Source organism: Peribacillus sp. YIM B13481 (genome assembly GCF_042787985.1).
GTDB lineage: Bacteria > Bacillota > Bacilli > Bacillales > DSM-1321 > Peribacillus > Peribacillus simplex_A.
Genome location: NZ_JBHZPE010000004.1, coordinates 61039 through 77958 on the forward strand (window position 1 = coordinate 61039; position 16920 = coordinate 77958).

At 40.3% G+C, this 16920-nt stretch carries 16 protein-coding genes; 2 read left to right on the plus strand and 14 right to left on the minus strand.

All coding sequences use genetic code 11. From position 1 onward, the window contains the following. Window positions 1–740: 740 nt before the first annotated feature. From tatC to ACFX4X_RS04500, 6 genes are all read right to left on the minus strand, one after another. Window positions 741–1493, minus strand: coding sequence for a twin-arginine translocase subunit TatC (tatC, locus tag ACFX4X_RS04475; protein ID WP_377381958.1), 753 nt, complete (start codon window positions 1491–1493; stop codon window positions 741–743). 85 nt (window positions 1494–1578) lie between these two features. After that, window positions 1579–1770, minus strand: coding sequence for a twin-arginine translocase TatA/TatE family subunit (locus tag ACFX4X_RS04480; RefSeq protein ID WP_377381961.1), 192 nt, complete (start codon window positions 1768–1770; stop codon window positions 1579–1581). Window positions 1771–1962: 192 nt separating this feature from the next. Further along, complete coding sequence (gene ilvA, locus ACFX4X_RS04485) at window positions 1963–3231, minus strand: threonine ammonia-lyase IlvA (RefSeq protein WP_125163544.1); 1269 nt, start codon at window positions 3229–3231, stop codon at window positions 1963–1965. 149 nt (window positions 3232–3380) lie between these two features. Further along, window positions 3381–3866, minus strand: coding sequence for a dihydrofolate reductase (locus tag ACFX4X_RS04490; RefSeq protein WP_284470432.1), 486 nt, complete (start codon window positions 3864–3866; stop codon window positions 3381–3383). Then, window positions 3863–4657, minus strand: coding sequence for a thymidylate synthase (locus tag ACFX4X_RS04495; RefSeq protein WP_061463631.1), 795 nt, complete (start codon window positions 4655–4657; stop codon window positions 3863–3865). The genes ACFX4X_RS04490 and ACFX4X_RS04495 overlap by 4 nt, the downstream gene beginning before the upstream one ends. A 57-nt stretch (window positions 4658–4714) precedes the next feature. After that, window positions 4715–5425 (minus strand): anthrax toxin lethal factor-related metalloendopeptidase, encoded by a 711-nt coding sequence (locus ACFX4X_RS04500; RefSeq protein ID WP_286141010.1) that lies wholly within the window; start codon window positions 5423–5425, stop codon window positions 4715–4717. Window positions 5426–5647: 222 nt separating this feature from the next. Here ACFX4X_RS04500 and ACFX4X_RS04505 point away from each other — a divergent pair, with 222 nt between their 5' ends. Then, window positions 5648–5902: a hypothetical protein gene (locus ACFX4X_RS04505; RefSeq protein ID WP_061463633.1), complete on the plus strand. Its 255-nt coding sequence runs from the start codon at window positions 5648–5650 to the stop codon at window positions 5900–5902. Between the two features lie 22 nt (window positions 5903–5924). Here ACFX4X_RS04505 and ACFX4X_RS04510 read toward each other — a convergent pair whose 3' ends face one another. Then, window positions 5925–6695, minus strand: a complete 771-nt coding sequence (locus tag ACFX4X_RS04510; RefSeq protein WP_284470429.1) for a TerC family protein — start codon at window positions 6693–6695, stop codon at window positions 5925–5927. Window positions 6696–6892: 197 nt separating this feature from the next. Further along, entirely contained in the window at window positions 6893–7510 is a 618-nt protein-coding gene (locus tag ACFX4X_RS04515; protein ID WP_284470428.1) for a YpjP family protein, read from the minus strand. Window positions 7511–7941: 431 nt separating this feature from the next. Here ACFX4X_RS04515 and ggt point away from each other — a divergent pair, with 431 nt between their 5' ends. Then, entirely contained in the window at window positions 7942–9630 is a 1689-nt protein-coding gene (gene ggt / locus ACFX4X_RS04520; protein ID WP_377381967.1) for a gamma-glutamyltransferase, read from the plus strand. Here the strand turns inward: ggt and ACFX4X_RS04525 are convergent, their stop codons facing one another. From ACFX4X_RS04525 to ACFX4X_RS04550, 6 genes are all read right to left on the minus strand, one after another. Then, window positions 9631–10410, minus strand: a complete 780-nt coding sequence (locus ACFX4X_RS04525; protein WP_377381970.1) for a class I SAM-dependent methyltransferase — start codon at window positions 10408–10410, stop codon at window positions 9631–9633. 67 nt (window positions 10411–10477) lie between these two features. Beyond that, the gene (locus tag ACFX4X_RS04530; protein WP_089363415.1) at window positions 10478–10915 is read right to left on the minus strand and encodes a BrxA/BrxB family bacilliredoxin; all 438 of its coding nucleotides are present in this window, start codon (window positions 10913–10915) and stop codon (window positions 10478–10480) included. Between the two features lie 204 nt (window positions 10916–11119). Continuing rightward, a complete protein-coding gene (gene ilvD, locus ACFX4X_RS04535; RefSeq protein ID WP_317777022.1) occupies window positions 11120–12805 on the minus strand; it encodes a dihydroxy-acid dehydratase in 1686 nt (561 codons plus the stop codon). Window positions 12806–13128: 323 nt separating this feature from the next. Further along, the gene (locus ACFX4X_RS04540; RefSeq protein WP_377381974.1) at window positions 13129–14265 is read right to left on the minus strand and encodes a conserved virulence factor C family protein; all 1137 of its coding nucleotides are present in this window, start codon (window positions 14263–14265) and stop codon (window positions 13129–13131) included. 129 nt (window positions 14266–14394) lie between these two features. After that, window positions 14395–16272, minus strand: coding sequence for an ABC-F family ATP-binding cassette domain-containing protein (locus tag ACFX4X_RS04545; protein ID WP_061463645.1), 1878 nt, complete (start codon window positions 16270–16272; stop codon window positions 14395–14397). After that, window positions 16269–16913, minus strand: a complete 645-nt coding sequence (locus ACFX4X_RS04550) for an HD domain-containing protein (protein WP_377381976.1) — start codon at window positions 16911–16913, stop codon at window positions 16269–16271. The genes ACFX4X_RS04545 and ACFX4X_RS04550 overlap by 4 nt, the downstream gene beginning before the upstream one ends. Window positions 16914–16920: the final 7 nt, after the last annotated feature.

The window sequence follows — 16920 nt, forward strand, 5'->3', positions numbered from 1 at the left end:
TGGAAGAAGTATTGGAATACTAAGGCCCAGGTGCCTTACTTAAAAAAGCAGTATCCAAATCTATCAGGAGGTCTCCTTTTTCAGACGAATAAGTACGAGATTATTGAAGGACTACATTCTCCATTCAAAGTAATCTGGCTTATTATCATTGCTCAGTTAAATCGCTCCAGCTACTATAATTGGCGTTCAACAAATACTCAAAGACAATTCCGTCTTTCAAAGGACGATATATTCGTGAACGGATACAACAGATTAACATATAGCACAAGGAATAAGGTTACCCTCGCATGACAATTACCCTTACGAGGGAATGCTTTTTTGTGAACCACAAAAAAAGAGATGTATACGGAACAGATTAAGGATTCCAATACACATCTCATGTTTATCATCCTAGACTTCAACAGGCAGGTGCCCATATCTGCAGCCACTCTCGCAAAGGAAACTGCCATGACAACGCCTGTGTCGAATCATTCTGCTCTCATTTTATATCTAATATGTTTTATCTCAATCATTTTCAAATAGAAGAAGAACAGATTCTAGCAATTAAAATTTACATCTTTCCATAACGCAAACGGTTCCAAAAACGAATGAACCATCGAGCTCCGATTGAATATCGAATCTCGATGGTTACCTAGTCTTTTTTAAACTGTCTACTAGAAGGGGGTAAGTCCAATAAGGGATCTTTTTTAAGTGTCCATTATTCGGGATACTGCAGGCCAAATGCATTCAAGGGTCTTTTTTTATAAACCTTCCTCGTTGTTTAATGATTCTTCCCGCAAACTTTCACGCTTCACCCTGCGTTTATAGACAACTTTAGATAATGAAATACTGATTTCGTATAATAACAGCAGTGGAACCATTACCATAAAGTCTGACATAAAGTCAGGCGGCGTTATCGATATCGCAATGACAACCAGTACAAAGTAAGCATACTTCCTTAGCTTTTGAAGCACATAAGGATTAATTATTCCAATGGAGGTCAAAAACATGGTAACGACAGGAAGCTCAAATAAAATAGCAAAAGGTATCGTCATATTAAATACGAATGAAAAGTACTTATCCGCTGTAAAACTGGTTATGAACATCCCATCGCCCAATTGAATCAAAAATTGAAGAATGGTCGGGAAGATGACAAAATAACCAAAAGCAAGCCCTCCGATAAAAAGCAAGAAAAGCGCTGGAATATAGGCAAGGGTCGCCCTTACTTCATTTGGCATCAAAGCGGGTTTAACGAATAACCAGATTTGCAGAGCAATTACCGGTATCGTTGCCGCAATGGCTACGACGCCTGAGAGCATAAAGTAAATCCAGATAATATCACTTGGTCCCAATACCATCAGGTCAAAATCTAGATCCTTCACGAACCATTTATAAATCTCTTCTACATAAATAAAACTGGCAATAAAAAAGATGACAAAAGCAACAGCTGTAATGATGAGCCGTTTTCTCAATTCATCGAGATGATCGATAATATTTAATTCTTTATCTTCCAAAGTTGATCACGCCTTCATCTGAAAATCCGTATCTTTGTTCCAGCAAAAAGGCGCAAGACGATTCCATCTTACGCCCAGCATTCAATCATTCATGATTTTTTTGTTTTATTTTTTTATCTTCTTCATAATCATCTTTTGTTAAGTCACTCGTGGATTTTTTAAATTCACGAAGTGTCTGTCCAAAAGCACGGCCTATCTCTGGAAGTTTCTTCGGTCCAAAAATAATTAATGCCAATATTAAGATGAGAATTAGACCAGGTACTCCAATGTTCGACATGGATACATCCCCTTTGGTGTTGTAATTATCCCTACCCCGATTATAATACCACTTCCAACCAATTGAAAGAGCACTGGCAATTCGTCATAGAATGGTAACAATTATCGACAGTAAGCCCGGATCGACGGGGAGGTAGAATAAAATGTAAAAACATAAGTATTATTCTATCCTAATTTAACACTTTGTCCATGATTAAATCAATAAATGAAATAAATTACTGTCCTTATTGACTTCAACGAAAGAGAATCCTTTTTTGTTCATTCTTAGAATGAGACCTTCATAATCATTCTTATCCTTCAGCTCAACACCAACAAGGGCCGGCCCGCTTTCTTTATTGTTTTTCTTCGTATATTCAAAACGGCTAATATCGTCATTCGGTCCTAACACCTCATCAAGGAATTCCCTTAAAGCTCCAGCGCGTTGTGGGAAATTCACGATAAAATAATAAAGCAGTCCTTCATATAATAAGGATTTTTCCTTAATTTCCTGCATGCGCCCAATGTCGTTATTCCCTCCGCTGACCATGCAAACAACCGTTTTGCCTTTGATTTGTTCTTTGTACAAATCCAAAGCGGCTACAGATATAGCCCCTGCCGGCTCAGCGACAATCGCATGCTGATTATATAAATCGAGAATCGTCGTGCAGATTTGCCCTGAAGGAACGACAACGATATCTTCCAGGTTTTCCTTACAGAGCTGATATGTCATCTGCCCCACACACTTGACAGCTGCTCCGTCAACAAATGTATCTATGCTTTCAAGTTCAGAAACTTTTCCTTCATCAAAGGAGTATTTCATCGAAGCAGCACCAAGCGGCTCCACTCCAATGCATTTCGTTTTTGGTGAAACCGATTTGAAATAACTTGATAATCCGGCCATTAAACCACCACCGCCGATAGCTGCAAATACATAGTCGATTCCATCTTCACAATCATTCAGGATTTCTACGGCCGTTGTACCCTGCCCTGCGATTACCTTTTCATCGTCAAATGGATGGATAAAGGAACGTTCTTCTTTTTCACAGCATTCCATCGCCTTGGCAAATGCATCATCGAATGTATCTCCAATCAGGATGATTTCCACATTATCCCTACCGAATAGCTGAACTTGATCGACTTTTTGCCTTGGTGTCGTAGCAGGCATATAAATCTTCCCGTGGATACCTAATTGACTGCATGAAAACGCAACTCCCTGTGCATGGTTTCCTGCACTGGCACAAACGACTCCATTCTTCGTCTCTTCCTCGGTCAAGCTTTTCATTTTATAGTAAGCCCCTCTTAATTTAAAGGAACGTACATGTTGAAGATCCTCGCGTTTTAAATATACATTACATTCATATTTTTCAGAGAGCCTCTGATTTTTTTGTAAAGGAGTGTGTAAAACGATCTCTTTTAGTTCTCTATAGGCAATTAGAATATCTTCCAATTGGATCCCCCTATTCATGGATGCAGTCTGATTCATAACAATACCTCATTTCCTTCCTAATCGATTCAATCATTATAGCACTTTACTGACATTAATGTAATTGATTTTTCTAAAAATTCATTCTTTTGTTCGTTCCATACAAAAAAATCCGATTATGGTCATTTTTCCATAATCGGATTTATCGTTTATTTTTTTTGTAGAATAATAAAATCATGTGCATATCGATTTTTTTCATCGATGCTTCCTGGGTTTGAGGAGATTTTATCCCATTCATTTTCATCAATCACGGGAAAGAACGTATCACCTTCAAAGGTTTCATGAATTTCCGTTATATACAGGCGATCGGTATAAGGAAGGATTTCCTTGAAGATTTCGGCTCCGCCAATAACGAATACTTCATCCCTACTGTTGTCTGCAAACGTTTTGATCTCTAAAGTATCATGTAAAACTAAACAGCCTTCCGCTTTATACTCCGGATTACGGGTAACGATGACATTTTCACGGCCAGGCAGTACCCTTCCGATTGATTCAAATGTTTTTCGGCCCATGATGATTGGATGGCCCATCGTCACTTTTTTAAAATACTGCAAATCTGCCGGTAAATGCCATGGCAGTTGATTATTATTCCCGATTACACGGTTTTGATCCATAGCGACTATCAACGATATCATATGCTAACCTCACCTTTTATATGGGGATGAGCTTCGTAATTTTCCAGAACGAAGTCCTCGAAGCTAAAATCAAAGATATTTTTCACTTCCGGATTTATTTTCATGATCGGCAATGGTTTGGGATCACGTGTCAACTGCAGTTCAACTTGTTCAAGGTGGTTAGAATAGATGTGGACATCCCCAAAAGTATGTACAAATTCGCCAACTTCCAAATCACACACCTGGGCGATCATCATTGTTAATAGCGCATACGAAGCTATATTAAAAGGAACACCTAAAAAAACGTCTGCTGAACGTTGATATAGCTGGCACGAAAGCTTGCCATCAGCCACATAGAATTGAAAGAATGCATGACAAGGTGGCAAGGCCATTTCGTCCAGTTCCCCAACATTCCAAGCACTCACTATCAGCCTTCTTGAATTTGGATTCGTTTTGATTTGTTCAATCAATTCACTGATTTGGTCGATTTGCCTTCCATCAGCCGTTCCCCAAGAACGCCATTGATGGCCATAAATCGGACCTAATTCTCCCTTTTCATCAGCCCATTCATTCCAAATGCGCACGTTATTTTCCTGAAGGTAGCCAACATTTGTATCGCCCTTCAAAAACCATAATAGTTCATGGATAATCGCTTTTAAACTAACCTTTTTCGTTGTAAGTACAGGGAATCCATCTTTTAAATTGAATCTCATTTGATATCCAAAGGTACTGATCGTTCCTGTTCCCGTACGATCTCCTTTTTGAGTGCCATTCTCGAGCACATGCTTACATAAATCTAAATATTGCTTCATGATAAACCACCTTTTCTTCTTTCATTCTCCTTATTTTAACGTATTATAGTCCAATGGTTAATCTAATTGTTTAATAAAATTATAAGTCTCGGGTGCTTTTTGTTTAAGTAATTGATTTTGTTCGAAATTCACATAAAACATGGCAAACGTTTCTGCAAAGTATTCCTCAGGGTAATTGGAAAAATACGACTGTCCAGGGAACAGTCCATTCACTTCCTTACCCCAAATCTTCAAGTAATCCATGTCTTCACGAATCCCACCATAAACTATATTATCAATGGAATGCCCTAACTCATGCAGTTCCAGATTTACGGAGCCATGCCCTTTACCTTTATCGCTCGCTCCGATTTTAACCAATACAGTATGAGATCCCCCCATCCCAGGCACATCATCCCAAGTTGTTTTTTTATTCAAATAACCACGCGGCGTTTTCCCCTTTAATTTAGCCGCAGATCGATTTTCAGTTAAAGAACCATTAAAGAGTTTGATCCTTACACCGCTGTCAGCAGTTTTTACTAAAAGGGAATGAGGCAATTTATCAATGGTTCCTACAATTTTCAGTGCTTCCTTTTCATCGTATTCCCCTTCTGGAAATAAAAATATTCTTTGTAATTCTTTATTATCCTTAAAAAATTCAGCTTGTCTTAAGAGGTTATCTTTGGGCAAATTCCGCCATTTTACTCCTTCATCTTTCGCTAGGGAATAGGAGAGCATTGAGAGGAGAAAGGCAAATAATGCAAGTAAAGTTAACCATTTTTTACTTTTCACAATCTTCTCCCCTTTCTTCATTTCTCATAATCGTTAAGAGTGTATATGTATTTTAAAGTCTCTGAATCTTCCACACTATTATATTAGTATAACATATTAGCTTAGTGTAAAAACTCTATGTTTTTATGGTAATTTTGTCGCAGCTCTTCCTTGAGAAGAACCATTTTTCCAGTCTTTTCATATATCAATAGTATATAATTGTATAAGGTTTAGGGTGATTGCATGGAAACCAATAATAAAAAAGCCAGCTTGAATGAGAACCGGGAACTTGCTGATGAAGTCCTTGATATTTACAGTTTGAAGGTGTTCATCATTCTCGACCTTTTTCTGTTCTCCATTTTCTTTGGCCTACTACTGCATCCACTACTCCCTTCTCTTTGGCTTACCTTCTTATTGCCTTTGCTTTTCTTCACTACATTTACCGCCCTTCTTCAATTACTTGATATTCTCCAAAAAAAAAGCAGACATCATTTTTGATGTCTGCTTTTTTAAATGGTGATCAACCATGTTCTTTACGCTTTTTCCCTTTCTTCAAATGAAATACAATCGTGGTGCCGAAAATCATTAAAATAAGGGTAAAAAATATCGCAGGCGGGATTTCGATCCCTGCAACGGCAATTAGCATTTTTATAGCAATGAATCCGATAAGAATGTAAGCGGCAGTTTCCAATTCAGGAACCTTATCTATCAATTTTAAAAATAACCCCGCCACTCCCCGCATCATCAAGACACCAATCATCCCACCGGCCAAAAGGACCCAGACTTTTTCACTCACCCCGAAAGCGGCCAAGACACTATCGACGGAAAATGCTATATCCATCAATTCCACTGCCGCAACCGTCCCCCAAAATGTACCAAAGATTCGGATCAACAAGCTGTTGTTACTCATTCCCTGGATATCTTCATCAATGCCAGCTTGTTTTTTTCTTTTATCCCGAAAGTATTTAAATGAGAGCCAACCAAGGTAGGCTGCTCCAATCACCTTCACCCACCAAAGCTTAATGAGGAAAACACCGATTCCAATCGCTATAAATCTAAAAGCGTATGCGCCTAATAAACCATAAAAAAGTGCTTTTTTCCGTCGTTTATCCGGAAGGTGCCTGACCATTACAGCTAATACCAAAGCGTTATCCGCCGATAGTAATCCTTCCATTAAAACGAGCGTTCCAATCAATCCCCAGCTTACTGGGTCGGATAAAACCTCCACCCACATATGCCAGTCAAAAAATTGGGCATATGTTTGAATGATATTATTTAACAACTCTGACATGATAAAGACTCCTCTGCTACTATACCTGCATAATTAGAAAACCGTATAAAATAACATTGTTCCCAGTAATGTTAAAAACTCTACTTTATTTTAAACACAAAATAAATACGTTGCATGACAACGTATCATTTAATGCCTATTAGAATTTTCATTCTCATCATACTCTTACACATATATAAAATCAAAGAATCGATCCATTATGAGAGCCTTTGTTTACTCGTCCACTCTGGGGGCGTATTTTTGTCCCAATATATTTTCCCTATATCATAATGGGTGGCAAATGAATCATGATGGGTATGATAGTGAAAATCGAACCAATACCCTTCCATTGGTGGATTTTCCTGCCTGACATGGAATCTGATAATATCCTTGCCGCTGTTTGAATCATAAATATGAAAAATTTTCTCGGCCCTGCCCGCACTCGGCTGCTCAGTGATCGTTAATTGCTGTAATTTTTCATCTGGAAATTGGGCAGCCATTTCCGTAATGGCTTCTTCCATTTTTGGTAAGATGGTCATTTTGAACTCATCGCCAATTTTAGGATTGATCTTATCGCCAAACTTCATAAATGCGTTTACCTCTGCTTTATTCAGTATGCCCGATAAAAATTCTTCCCGGTTGAATTCCTCCTTAAGTTCAATCGGTTGCTGTGAAGAAAGGTAGGCTAACCCTTCTTCATCCACTAACCCTTTTTTAGTATCCTTTAACGAATTGGCTTCAGCAAGCCACGCCAGCTCTGAAGGCGTGACAAGACCAAACGTCAAAACGGATAATAAAATGACGAGACTTTTCCTGATCCAAATCGCTGCTTTCAACTCACACTCCCCCTCCTTTTTTTGTATTATCTTTATATTTAGTATACTTTTATTTTTTAGTAATTACTAATATATAGGTACCCATGTTTTAAAAATCAAAAAAAAGGATATATACCTATATAAACTTTATTAACCCTAACTTTTTACTAAATATCAACAATTCTACATTTTGATGAAGGATTTTGACGATATTTGGAGAACATAATTAGATTCAAGTCTTTTTAAGGAGGGGTCTTATATGGCTTTAACTACGACTGCCATGGTGGCTTTATGTCTTGTAACATTAGCATTTTTCGTATATTTAACATTTACTGATTAAGAATAAATACCTACGAAAAATCCCTTGTCATTTATCTCCAATGGCAAGGTTTTTCTTTCACATAAAGCTTACATTTTGGCAGATAAAAGGACTGAATACTGGAGGAATCATTTTGAAAAACAACAATGAAAACACTAAAGATAAGGATTACAAGAAGGAAACCGCCACAGGGAAGGCCGGAATGGTCGTTACCGCTCATCCCGTAGCCACTTCCATCGGGGAAAAAATATTACGTGAAGGTGGAAATGCAGTCGATGCGGCGGTCGCCATCCAATTTGCCCTAAATATTGTAGAACCCATGATGACTGGTATCGGCGGCAGTGGTTTCCTTATGGTATATAACGCTAAAGATAAGGATACAAAAATATTCGATGGCCATGTAAGGGCACCTAAAGCCGCGCATCCAGACATGTTTCTAAATGAAAAAGGGGAAGTCATCCCATTTAAAGAACGTTCGATCAAGGCTACAGCAGTTGGCGTTCCTGGAATACTGAAAGCTATGGATAAAGCACTCAACGAATATGGAAGTAAGCCATTAGCTGACCTTATCGAGCCCTCCATTGAATTCGCAGAAAAGGGGGTTCCCGTCAATTGGGTTCTTTGCGATGCCCTTAAAAACTTTGAATACCGATTGGGCGAGGAAGCCCGTAAGTTCTTCATGCCAAACGGAAAGCCATATCAGGATGGCGATTTACTGATAAAAGAAAAATTGGCGAATACCTATCGGATATTACAACGAGAAGGGATTTCCGCTTTTTATGAGGGTGAAATCGGAGAGGGCATCATTTCCTGTATCCAGGAACTTGGAGGGTTCATGGAACTTTCTGATTTAAAGGACTATGAAGCGACCATTGATGAACCAATGTATGGGACTTATAAGGATTATCGAATTGCATCATCTATGGCCCCTAGTGCGGGCGGATTCACGGTCATCCAAATCCTAAAAATATTGGAGAGCTTCCAGATCGAACAATATGACGTCCGTTCTTGGGAAAAATATTACTTAATTGCAGAAGCGATGCGCCTGTCATTTACAGACAAAAAGGCATTTCTTGCTGATCCCGAATTTGCCGAATTGCCATTGGCGGGTCTAATGCATGATGAATATATAGCTAAACGCCGCTCGTTCATTAATTTCAAAGCAAGGAATAATGCCATTGACTTCGGAAACCCTTGGATATATGATTCCGTGAAAGAAAGGGAAGTCATTCTACAACCAAATGACGAAGATATCAGTGAAACGACACATTTCACTGTCCGTGACAGATGGGGGAATATCGCAGCATGCACTTCTACAGTGGAGCATCCATTCGGTTCGGGCATAATGGTTTCCGACTATGGTTTCATGCTGAATAACGAACTGACTGATTTCGATTCCATTCCAGGGGGCATGAATGAAGTACAGCCCAATAAACGCCCTGTCAGTTGTAAAAGCCCGACCATCATCTTTAAAGACGGCGAGCCGATCTTGACGCTGGGATCCCCTGGAGGACCAACCATCATCAGTTCTGTCGTTCAAACAATCATCAATGTACTCGATTTAAAAATGGACTTGAAAGCAGCCATTGAAGAACCTAGAATTTTCACTCCAATGGGCCCTCATATTGAATGGGAAGCAGGAATGGATATGACCAGCAAAGGTCACTTGGAAGCAATGGGCTTTGCCTTTAATGAAGTTCCCCACTCTATAGGGAATGTCCAAGCCATTCAAATCAACCCTGATGGCTCGAATTATGGTGCTGCAGATTCAAGCCGGGAAGGCTGTGCCATGGGTCTGGACGAGACAGATTATAAATCCTGATCACAGAATGGAAATGAAGCCAAAATGAAATTTGGATGTTTTTCTCTTTACTACCTCAAACCCAAATTCCTCGAAGCGGGAGCTGCGGAAATGGTCTTTCAACACGACTCGCTTTCGCGCAACCCGCTTGGCTTCTTTCATTATTTCCATTGATAAATCCTTACCTTCCGCAAAATGAGTCAATCCTTTGATTCCATTTGATTCCTGAATCGTTTCCTCAAACATGGGATCGAAATATACGACATCAAAATGATTATCCGGCATTGACTTCAATATTTCGTAATGATCCGCTTGAATGACCTCTATTCTTCTCATCGCAGAAATCATCTTTTCTTCTGCATTCTCCCATGTCTTCATACCATGGTCCACGAGCAAGGCCAAATATTGATTTCCTTCCAATGCAACAACCTGTCCATTTTCACCCACTGCAAAACTTGCGACAATCGCATCAGAGCCCAAGCCCATTGTACAATCAAGCACAGAATTCCCTTCATTTATATCTCCGGCAATGAGAAATGGATCACCTTCGCCCCGAAGTATTCTTTTTAAACGGATCATTGCAAGGTTAGGGTGAAAAAAGAATGGTTCTTTTTCTTGGTACCGATATAACTCCATCCGCTTTTTACCAAAAACGAGGCAATCCTCCTCATTATGTTCCGATTGGATAGCTCTCACCGATCGTTTTCTTCGCGCTATAAAGGGGATCTGTAATTCTTCAGCTAACTTTTCGGCTAATATAATCGTTTCTTTATCGGCTCTTCCTACTGTAGTGACAAACATGAATCCTACCCCTTCATACTCTTATAAATTTGAAAAGAATGCCCTGTTTCCAGGACATTCCGCTTCATCACTTATTTACTTGACTGAATGCTGCCAATAAATTTTCCATAATAGCTTCCATTGGCTGTCCCTCTATATCATGGCGAGGAATGAAATGTAAAACCTCTTTGCCCTTTAAGAGAGCCATGGATGGTGAAGAAGGTTCGATTCCATTGAAGTATTCCCGCATTTTAGCTGTAGCTTCCTTATCTTGTCCGGCAAATACTGTTACGAGATGATCAGGCTTATTGTCTGCCTGGAGTACGGCTTGGGTAGCAGCTGGACGGGCTAACCCGGCAGCACAGCCACAAACAGAATTTACGACGACAAGTGTCGTACCTTCTACTGAATCCATAAAGTTTTCAACCGCTTCAGCGGATTCCAACTCCTCAAAACCTGCTTGCACCAGTTCCGCACGCATTGGCTTCACCATTTGTTTCATATATTCATCATATGCCATCGACATAAAAAAACCCCCTTGATTACAATTCTTCAATTAGATTAATCATACTATATTCTTATGTGCACATGCAAAAATGACGCTTAGAGCTTTGCAAATTCGGCGTTCAAGTTTATGTATCAATGATCAAAGATTCATTTACGCCGCAAAAAGAAACATGGTAACAGAATCCATTTCATTCTGCCACCATGTTTTAGTATCTTCCTTGAATTAAACTTTCATCACTCCGCCTGAGCTGGCATTCGTCACAAGTTTGGAATAACGTGCTAAATAGCCTGTTCTAACTTTTGACTCGAAGCCTTTCCAATTTGCTTTACGTTTTTCGAATTCTTCATCGGAAATTTCCAATTCGATTTTACGATTGTTCAAATCCAACTCGATGATATCTCCATCTTCCACGAAAGCGATTGGGCCTCCCTCAGCTGCTTCGGGGGATATATGACCAATGCTGATGCCCCGAGATGCGCCTGAAAAGCGGCCATCAGTGATCAAACCGACTTTGGCTCCAAGTCCCCTCCCGACAATTTGGGAAGTTGGTGCCAACATTTCCGGCATACCCGGCCCCCCTTTAGGTCCTTCGTAACGAATGACCACTACATTCCCTTCTTTTACTTTTCCAGTAATGATTCCGGAAAGTGCATCTTCCTGGGAATCGAAACAAATGGCAGGACCCCTATGGTAGCCACCAACTGATTCGTCAACTGCTCCCACTTTTATGATGGAACCTTGAGGTGCAAGGTTGCCAAACAATACCGCAAGCCCTCCACGCTCGGAATGCGGATTATCTAACGGATGGATAACATCCTTATCCAGAATTTCACAACCGGCAACATTTTCGCGGAGCGTTTTACCTGAAACGGAAAGGCAGTCACCGTTAAAGGCGCCTGGTTTTTTGAGTAACTCATTAATGACGGCACTTACACCTCCGGCATTATGTACATCTTCAATATGATAATCGGATGCCGGAGCAATTTTCGCTAGATGCGGTACACGGTTAGCTATTTCATTTATGCGCTCCATCGGATATTCAAAACCTGCTTCATGTGCCAATGCAAGTGTATGCAGAACAGTGTTGGTCGAACCGCCCATCGCCATATCCAAGGCAAATGCGTTATCAATTGCATCAATCGTCACGATATCACGAGGCTTGATATCCTGTTTGATTATCTCCATCAATTGTTTAGCGGATTTCTTAACGAATTCTTTGCGTTCTTCAGCTACCGCCAAAATCGTACCATTTCCCGGAAGCGCAAGTCCTAAACCTTCTGCCAGACAGTTCATGGAATTTGCAGTGAACATTCCTGAACAAGAACCGCAAGTAGGGCATGCAACTTGCTCGATTTCCTGCAGTTCTTCTTCATTGATATTACCAGCTTGATAGGCGCCCACCCCTTCAAAAACAGATGTTAATGAAAGAGATTTACCGTTTTTGTCTTTGCCTGCCTTCATCGGTCCGCCACTTACGAATATTGTAGGAATATTGACACGAAGAGCTGCCATCATCATTCCCGGCGTTATCTTGTCACAGTTTGGAATGCAAACCATACCGTCAAACCAATGTGCAGATACAACAGTTTCCACGGAGTCCGCGATGATTTCACGGCTTGGTAATGAATAGCGCATACCAATATGACCCATTGCAATTCCATCGTCTACCCCAATCGTATTAAATTCGAAAGGAACACCGCCTGCTTCGCGAATCGCTTCCTTCACTATTTTTCCGAATTCCTGAAGATGGACATGACCCGGAACGATATCGATGTATGAGTTACAAACCGCGATGAACGGTTTTCCAAAATCTTCTTCTTTAACCCCTGCTGCCCTCAACAGACTTCTGTGCGGAGCACGGTCGACTCCTTTAGTAATCATGTCACTTCTCATATTTGATGTAGACATTCGTTGTACCCCCAATTTTCACTAATGTTTGATAATTCAATATAATATAATTTTTAGTATACTCTAAAAATTCTAACATATCTATAGACAAATGCAACCTTTCAACGTTAAATATCTGCAAATATCATTTTACTAAAATAATAGAAAACAGATTTATTTACTTTAAAATACTGTATCTCATCGAAAATTAGCCATTTTGCTGTTTCGGAGTTCCACCGGACCACGGGGTCAAGCAATTGGAATTGACCAGCTTCAAAAAAGGCATGCGGATTTAATCACCCGGATGCCTTTTTTGAAGCCCATTAAGTTATTCCAATTAAATTTCACTTTTCATTCGCTAGCCTTGATTCTGTCATTTGCTTCCAAACTGAACCTTTTGCTTCTTCCCCATTTTCTATACGATCAATGGCCATCTTGACCTGTAGGGCCACTTCGAATTCAGGGTCCTGTTCCGCTTGCTTTAGAAGAGGAAGGGTCGTTTCATTTCCAGCTTCATATAAAAACATCGCCGCCCTCCATCTAACCAATTTATTCTTATCCGATAGTGCTTGCGACATTTCTCCCATCGCTTCTTCAAAGCCCAGATCGGATAAACAGTCACCAGCCGTTCGTCTTACTGCTGCACTTTTATCTTTCATTGCTTTGTACAAGCTCGGAAGCACTTTTCTATCTTCGATCATACCCAAGTATACAACCGCGAGCCTTCTAATGGAGACTTTATTGTCGGAAAGTGCTATGTCCAATACTGGAATATCACCCACAGTTGGATCTTCCATTTGTTCTAAAGCCTGATATCGCTTTTCCCAACTTTCGTCATTCAGCATTTCTGCAGTCAGTTTAATTTTTGGCCGTTTCAAGAATGTTTCTTTTGTATCCACCATTTCTTTAGCAGCAGCTACTAGCCGATTAATTCGTTCTTCCGGATATGCTGCAATCAGCTCATCCGATACTTCCTTCACGATATCTTCCATATCACCATATCTTACGCCATAATCCTTCCATTTTCGAAGCATGACTACATTATCATCTTCTTTTTGGGCTGCGGCAATGCCCTTTATGAAATATTCCGGTAAGGCAAAACGTTTTTCGTGTTGGCTATCACTTGCTTTAATTTGCATCGGAATGCCTTTGAATTGTTGAATGGCAACCGCTACTTCACCGTAATGTTCATTTAAAACCGTTTGTTGACTTTGTTCTTCGGTTTTTTCCCCGAACACCTGACGGATTTGGACCAAGATATCTTTCCAATCATATTTCGCATTGCGCTCAACCGCTAAGAAATCCGCAACATGATATACCCCTTTCACCCCATCAATCTTAAATAAATCTTTAATCAGCTGCGGTGCTTGTTCAGCTTGGTCCTTCTTATAGTTATTACTTTTACCTGCTAATAACTCTTCAGTTAAATTGATTTTCATTGTATTCGGACTTGGTGTAGGTTCTATTGATTTGATTTTCAATGCGTTTCTCTCCTTTTACAAGACGTTTCCATGTACTAGATATTATCACAACGGCAAAAGATTCTCATGCAATTGAGATTGGCTAAAAAAAGACTGGTCCAAGTTTGCTCCCTTGGACCAGTCCCCCGCTCATTCCTCTTCCAATTTTTCCGCTAAATACGTCCATCTTTCCATCAAATGCTCTAATTTATCCGTTAGTCCCTTTTCTTCTTCAAGTAACAGGCGGACTTGTTCAAAATCGCTTCCCGCAGCTGACATTTCAGACGTGATGTCTTTCAGACGCAGCTCGGCCCGTTCCATGTTCCCTTCTATCTCTTCCCATTCCTTACTTTCCGCATATGTTAGTTTTTTCTTTTTCTTTTCTGTGCGATTGAGTGGAGGTTCTGGTGTTTTCACTGGTACGGCCTCTTCCGTCTTTTCCTCCAAGAACTCCGAGTAATTACCGTAATAGAAATCAATTTCACCTTTATTCTTGAAGACAAGGAGCTGATGGCACGTTTTATCCAGGAAATACCTATCATGTGATACGGTAATGACTACACCTGAAAATGTTTCTAAATAATCCTCAAGAACGGTCAAGGTTTGCGTGTCCAAATCATTCGTCGGTTCATCCAAAAGCAGGACATTAGGTGCCGACATCAATATGTTAAGGAGATATAAACGCCTTTTCTCCCCTCCGGACAGCTTGCGAATCGGCGTCCCATGCGAGCCCATTGGAAACAAGAACCTTTCAAGCATCTGGGCAGCTGATATGTAGCTACCATCTTTAAGGGCGATTGAATCCGCCGTTTCCCGAATATACTCTATCATGCGCAGATTCTCGTCCATATCGACGCTTTCTTGCGTATAGTACCCTATTTTCACGGTTTGCCCTATTTCCAGATTTCCATCATCTATAGATTCCCGTCCGGCCAAAATATTTAACAAGGTGGACTTTCCACTGCCATTATTACCAACAATTCCAATCCTATCACCTGGTTTGAAGAGGAAGGAAAAATGGTTGATGATGGACTGATCCCCGAAAGATTTAGAGACATCCTGCATCTCCAGTACCTTTTTCCCTAAACGGGCACCGCTTAATTCCATTTCCAGGCTCTCGGTTTTCTGCTTATCCTTTACACCTGATTCCAATGTTTCGAAGCGTTGGATTCTGGCCTTTTGTTTCGTTGTACGGGCCTTGGCACCTTTACGGATCCAGGCCAGTTCTTTTTTGAATAGACTTTCTTTTTTCGTTCTTTCCGTCGATTCATTCTCTTCACGAATGGCCTTTGATTCTAAATAGTCTGCATAGTTTCCTTTGTATTCGAAGAGCTTCGTTTGGGCAATTTCCCAAATCTTATTAGAAACCCGATCTAAGAAATATCGATCATGTGTTACAAATAAAACGGACTTTTGATATTTTCCCAAATATTCTTCAAGCCAGGTAATGCTTTCAAAATCAAGATGGTTCGTAGGCTCATCCAAAATCAGTAAATCCGGAGTCTCAATCAAGGTTTTTGCCAGTGCCGCCCGCTTTTTTTGGCCGCCTGACATTTCCCCCAATTTCCTTGAGTGATCAGGAAGGCCCAGCTTGGTCAGTATCGTTCTGGCATTGGCACTTGTATCCCAGGCGCCAAGCGTGTCCATATCCTGTTGCTGTTTTAACAAACGGTCCTGTATTGCACTATTCTGTGGATCTACCTGGAGTTGGACGAGCGTCTTTTCATACTCCTTAATCAATGAAAATACAGGCGTTGAACTTTCATACATATATTCCATGATCGTCAATTTCTCATCAAATTGCGGATCTTGGGATAGGTAGGAAATCGTGTAATCATTCGGATGATCCTTCGTTCCTAAATCACTGTCTTCCAATCCTGCAATGATATTCAATAATGTCGATTTACCGGTGCCGTTTATACCAACGATCCCGATTTTTTCCCCTTCGGTAATGGAAAAAGATACATCTTTAAAAAGAAGCTTTTCCCCTTGGGTTTTCATTACATGTTCCATGCTAAAAACTTTCATAATCGTACATCCCATTCCTTATTAAATTCCTCTAAAAATCTAACCATATATTCATGCCTTTCACTTGCAATCCTCTTGGCTGTACAAGTATTGAGCATATCTTGCAAACGTAATAGTTTTTCATAAAAGTGATGAATGGAAGAGCTTTTCCCCGTCCTGTATTCCTCTTTTGTCATATTTCCCCTTATTGACAATGAAGGATCAAACATGGGTTGTCCCTTTTTCCCTCCAAATGCAAATGTCCTTGCTCTCCCTATGGCGCCAATTGCATCCAAGCGGTCCGCATCCTGAACGATTTCAGCCTCGATGGAAGGAAGCTTCAACTGCCCGGAACTATAGGAAATTGTGTTGATGATCTGCTTAATGGCATTCACGCTATCAATTTCCAATTTTATTTCATCAAACCATTCGTCCAGCTTTTTCGATCCCTCATCAGCATCCCGGTTTAATTTATCATCCGGGATATCATGAAGCAGTGCCGCCAATTCAATTATAAACTCATTCCCTTTGCGTTCTTCTTTTGCAATATGTAAAGCCAGCTTACGAACCCGATCGATATGGAACCAATCATGGCCGCTGGCATCAGATTTCAATTGGTCATATACATACTTCTCCGTTAAATCAATCATCGTTTGATTCATTTCACCA